Source organism: Micromonospora sp. I033 (assembly GCF_053890995.1).
In genome coordinates, this window is the sequence record NZ_JBSSLX010000310.1 from 1 (window position 1) to 5,028 (window position 5,028).

Below are 5,028 nucleotides of genomic sequence, written 5' to 3' on the forward strand. Positions count from 1 at the left end.
GCCCCCCGCCCGCCAGGGGGTCCTCGCGGGCGCCCCGGGCGACCTCCTCGACGAGCCGGCGGCCCAGGTCCCGCCAGTGCTCGGGGTCGGCCAGCCAGTCCCCGGCGACCGGCACGGCGGTGGCAGCCACACCCATCCGGCTCAGCTCGCCGGCCCGGACCAGGCGCCGCCGGCGCAGTTCCCCGGCCAGGTCGGGCCGGCCGTCCAGCCCGGCCAGCACGGCGGCCCGGGCGGCGGCCGCACCCCGCCGGCGCAGCGGCGGCGGGTCCACGTCCAGCACGGTCACCCCGCCGGCCACGTGGTGCCGGCCGGGATCGCGCAGCAGCGCCCGGTCGCCGATCAGCAGCGGCAGCGGGCGGGCCAGCCGGAGCCGGACGGTGTCCGGGCCCAGCGGGCGGACCCGGGCGGGCACCGCCGCCGACCCGACGTGCAGCGTGAGGGTGGCCGGCAGGTCGGCGGCCGGATCACCGGCGAGCCGCACGTCGAGCAGGTCGGTGCGGCCGAACCGGCCCGGGGTGAGCAGCGCGTCGCCGCGGCCCCCCCGCTCCCGCGGCACCCCGCGCAGGTTCACCGCCACCCGGGCCACCGCGTCGACGTCGGCGTGGGCGGTGTTCAGCGCGTGCAGGCCGCGGACCCGGACGGCTTCCCCGGTGGCGGCGAGTTCGAGCTGGTCGCCGACCCGCAACCGGCCACCGCCGAGGGTGCCGGTGACCACCGTGCCGCTGCCGCGGACGGTGAACGAGCGGTCCACCCAGAGCCGGACCGGGGCGTCGCGGGCCGGGTCGGGCAGCCGGGCGACCAGCCGGTCCAGCGCGGCCCGCAGCTCGGGCAGGCCGGCGCCGGTGACCGCGCTGACCGGCACCGCCTCCACCGCACCGAGGGACGTCGCGGCGATCTCCGCCCGGGCCCGGGCCAGGGCCGGACCCGGGTCGGCCAGGTCCGCGCGGGTCACCGCGAGCAGCCCGTACGACACCCCCAGCGCGTCCAGGGCGGCCAGGTGCTCGGCGGACTGCGGCATCCAGCCCTCGTCGGCGCCGACCACGATCAGCGCGGCCGGGGCCGGCCCGACGCCCGCGAGCATGTTCGGCACGAACCGCTCGTGCCCGGGCACGTCGACGAAGGCGATGGTGCCGCCGGAGGGCAGGGTGGTCCAGGCGAAGCCGAGGTCGATGGTCATGCCGCGTCGGCGTTCCTCCGCCCACCGGTCCGGTTCCATCCCGGTCAGTGCCCGCACCAGCGTGGACTTGCCGTGGTCGACGTGCCCGGCGGTGGCCACCACCCACACGGTCAGGCCCCCACCCGCAGGATCGCCGCCCGCACGTCCGGGTCCGCGCCGGCGGGCACGCAGCGCAGGTCGAGCAGGAGCCGGCCGTGCAGCACCCGGCCGAGGATCGGCGGCGCGCCGGTACGCAACGGCTCGGCGTACCGCTCGGGCAGGCTCAGCGCCCACGAGTCGAGTTCCACGCCGGGGGCGCCGCCGCCGCCGACCACCGCCGCGCTGGGCACCACCTCGGCCTTGCAGCCGTCCTCGCCGAGCCGGTCGCGGAGCCGTTCGGTGCGGGCCCGCAGGGCGCCCGGCTCGGTGTGCAGGGCCTCCCGGGTGGGCGTGGTCGGCGCGTGCAGGGTGGCGGCGAGCGCGGCCAGCGTCAGCTTGTCCACCCGCAGCGCCCGGGCGAGGGGGTGCCGGCGCAGCCGCTCGACCAGGTCGGCCGCGCCGAGCAGCAGGCCGGCCTGCGGCCCGCCGAGCAGCTTGTCACCGCTGGCGGTGACCAGGTGCGCGCCGGCGCGCAGCGTGCCGGCGGCGTCCGGCTCGTCGGGCAGCAGCGGGTCGGGGGCGAGCAGTCCGGAGCCGATGTCGGCGACCACCGGCACGCCGAGGGTGGCCAGCTCGCCGACCGGCACGGCCGAGGTGAAGCCGGTGACCCGGAAGTTCGACGGGTGCACCTTGAGCACGAACCCGGTGCGCGGGCCGACAGCGGCGGCGTAGTCGGCCAGGGCGGTGCGGTTGGTGGTGCCCACCTCGCGCAGCCGGGCGCCGGTGCTCTCCAGCAGGTCGGGCAGGCGGAACCCGTCGCCGATCTCGACGAGCTCACCGCGGCTGACCACGATCTCCCGGTCCGCGGCGAGGGCCGTGGCGGCGAGCACCAGGGCGGCCGCGCCGTTGTTGACCACGTGCACGGCCGGCGCGTCGGGCACCGCGGCGGCGAGCGCGTCGAGCGCCTCTCGGCCGCGCCGGGCCCGCCGCCCGGTGCGCAGGTCCAGCTCCACGTCGGTGTGTCCGGCGGCGGCAACCAGGGCCTCGACGGCGGCGGCCGGCAGCGGGGCCCGCCCCAGGTTGGTGTGCAGCACGACCCCGGTGGCGTTGAGCACCGCCCGCAGGGTCGGCGCGGGCAGCTCGGCCAGCGCGGCGTCGCGTACCTGCTCGGGGCTGAGCTCGCCGGCGCGGGCGCGCTGCTGGGCCCGCACGATCGCGGCCTTGACCCGCTCGCGGCCGAGCGTGCCGGCCGCGGCGGCCAGCGCCGGGTCGGCGAGCAGCGCGTCGGTCCGCGGCACCCGCCGCCGCGGGTCGACGTCACGCATCGGGTCTCTCCCCCAGGGACAGCTTGGCGGAGACGGACGGGAATCGAACCCGCCTGGCCCGGGTCCCGGACCACACCGGTTTTGAAGACCGGGAGGGGCACCAGCCGCCTGAACGCCTCCAGGCAGCAGTCAACCACAGCGCGGGGACGCCCGCGCGGGAAGGTGTCAGCCCTGCTCGGGGGCCCGCCGGTCGGCGCGTTCCCGCTGCGGGACGACCGTGTACTTCGGATCCCGCGCCGACGCGACGCCGCCGTGGAAGATGCCGAAGCGGGTGCAGAGGGAGGCGGCGAGCAGCGCGCCGCCGGAAATCCCGGACAGCACCCGGCTGCGGCGTCCGACCAGCGCGCCGACCACCCCGGCGGCGGTGAACGCCCGCCCGGCGCGCAGCAGCTTGCCGGGGGTGCCCACGGCGTAGGGCTCGCTGAGCAGGCCCATCCGGGTCTCCACCCGGTGCGCGCCCCACAGCTCCAGCGCCGCGCCGGCGACCGCCATGCGCCGCGCCGGCCCGGCCTGGTCGGTGGGCGCGGCCAGCAGCCCGACACCGGCGCCGCTGGCCAGCGCGCTGCCCGCGAAGATGGCCGGCAGTTCCGGGTACGCCTCGTGCCAGGACGGCACGGCCGTGTCGGCGAGCAGCACCCCGGTGTACGTGGCCAGGGCGGGGGCGGTGACCGCGGCGACCAGCCCGGCCGCGTTCCCGGCCGGCGGCAGCAACTTCCGGCCGAACCCGAGCAGCCCACGCTCGGGCAGCCGGGGGGCGGCCTCGGCGACCGCGGCCACCCCGGCGGCCGGCCCGAAGGTGGTGAGGATCCAGGTGCCCACGGACATCGGCGATGTCAGCTTCGCCACCCGCAGCATGTGGTGGAACCGGCTGGGCCTGCCGAGGTCGTGGACGAGGAAGTAGGTGCTCGCGGTGACCGCCGCGAGCGAGGTGACCCGGCCGGCGCGGCGCAGCGCGGGCCGCCCGGTGAGCTGCCCGCCCGCGGCCAGCAGCGACGAGCCCGCGGCGAGCCCGCCGGTGAACAGGTACGCGGCGATGTCCCACTTCCACACCGGCGCCTTGAGGATCGGCCGGCCGTAGTAGGAGGTGAACTCGGCCGGCGGCACGGCGAGATGCTCCCCGCCGCCCCGGCCGCCTCGGCGGCGGCGCGGCGGTTCGGCCGGCTCGACGTCACGCGGCGGGTACGGGGCGAGCCCGGCCTCACGGGCCCCGGCGTCGGTACGCGCCATCCGCGGGTCGCCCGCGGTCGCCCGGCTGCCGCGTTCCGCGCCGGCCGGCACCGGGCCGCCGTTCGCCGTCGCCCCGGGGCCGGTGCCGTTGGCGCCGCGCCCTCCCCCGGCCGCCGCCGGGTCCGGAGTGGGGGTGACCTTCGGGCCGTGGCCGGTGTGCCCGCCCGGGCCGCCGAGGCGGTGCGGGCCCTCGACGGCGAGCCGATCCCGGAAGCGGCGGAACAGGGCGCCCACCGGGGGGCGGTCCGGACTCACGATGAACCTCCGACGAACGCGGCGACGGCCGCCGCCGCCATGGCCAGGGCGGCCAGCCCGGCCCGCTTCCACATCCTCGGCAGGTCCCGGGTGGTGACCACCGGGTCCGGCGGCAGGCCGTACACCTCGGGCTCGTCGAGCAGCAGGAAGAACGCGCCGTCCCCGCCGACGCCGTCGGTCGGGTCGTGGCCGTACAGGCGGGCCTCCGGCACGCCGCGCTCGTGCAGCGTGGCGACCCGCTGCGCGGCGCGTTCCCGCAACTCGTCCAAGGGGCCGAACTGGATCGACTCGGTCGGGCAGGCCTGCGCGCAGGCCGGGGTCTTCCCGGCGCCCAGCCGGTCGTAGCAGAGCGTGCACTTCCACGCCCGCCCGTCGTCCTTGCGCTGGTCGATCACCCCGTACGGGCAGGCGGAGATGCAGTAGCCGCAGCCGTTGCAGATGTCCTCCTGCACCACCACCGTGCCGAACTCCGTGCGGAACAGCGACCCGGTGGGGCAGACATCCAGGCAGGCGGCGTGGGTGCAGTGCTTGCAGACGTCCGACATCATCAGCCAGCGGAAGTCGGTCCGGGTGTCGGCGCCGGTGGCCCGCCCGGGCGGCTGGGCGCCGGGCATGCCGAGGAACTCCGGGCCGGCCGCCATCCGCGCCGCCGCCTCCGGCCGGCCCGGCGGCAACCCCGGGTCGGTACCGGTGTCGGTGGCCGTGCCGGCGGCCGTCGCCGCGCTCACCGCGCTGGTCGGCGGGCCCGTCGGGGTGTCCAGGAAGGGCGGGGTCCGGTGCCCGGCCGGGCGGGGCTGCTCGATGAACGCGACGTGCCGCCAGGAGTTGGCGGTCAGCGCGCCGGTGTTGTCGTACGACATGCCGAGCAGGTCGAAACCCGAGTCCGGGACGCCGTTCCACTCCTTGCAGGCGACCTCGCAGGCCTTGCAGCCGATGCAGACGCTGGTGTCGGTGAAGAAACCCATC

4 protein-coding genes and 1 tRNA gene are annotated in these 5,028 nt (G+C 78.1%); all 5 read right to left on the bottom strand.

The genetic code is table 11. From position 1 onward, the window contains the following. The coding region (selB, locus tag ACW0Q9_RS29045; RefSeq protein WP_456186719.1) for a selenocysteine-specific translation elongation factor at window positions 1-1,285 on the bottom strand (1,285 nt) is incomplete at its 3' end. A 2-nt stretch (window positions 1,286-1,287) separates the two neighbouring features. Beyond that, window positions 1,288-2,580 carry an L-seryl-tRNA(Sec) selenium transferase gene (gene selA, locus ACW0Q9_RS29050; RefSeq protein ID WP_456186721.1) on the bottom strand — a complete coding sequence of 431 codons (1,293 nt, stop codon included), beginning with the start codon at window positions 2,578-2,580 and terminating at the stop codon, window positions 1,288-1,290. A 24-nt stretch (window positions 2,581-2,604) separates the two neighbouring features. Beyond that, window positions 2,605-2,700: transfer RNA gene (locus tag ACW0Q9_RS29055), tRNA-Sec, on the bottom strand. A gap of 45 nt (window positions 2,701-2,745) precedes the next feature. Next, window positions 2,746-4,062, bottom strand: a complete 1,317-nt coding sequence (gene nrfD / locus ACW0Q9_RS29060; protein ID WP_456186723.1) for an NrfD/PsrC family molybdoenzyme membrane anchor subunit — start codon at window positions 4,060-4,062, stop codon at window positions 2,746-2,748. Next, window positions 4,059-5,028 (bottom strand): 4Fe-4S dicluster domain-containing protein (locus ACW0Q9_RS29065; protein ID WP_456186725.1); only part of this gene is annotated, 970 nt, incomplete at its 5' end. The genes ACW0Q9_RS29065 and nrfD, both read right to left, overlap by 4 nt.

What these genes read in the sequence shown, in the direction of transcription:
- selA (WP_456186721.1), bottom strand. Translation starts at nt 2,580, where the DNA reads ATGCGTGACGTCGACCCGCGGCGGCGGGTGCCGCGGACCGACGCGCTG.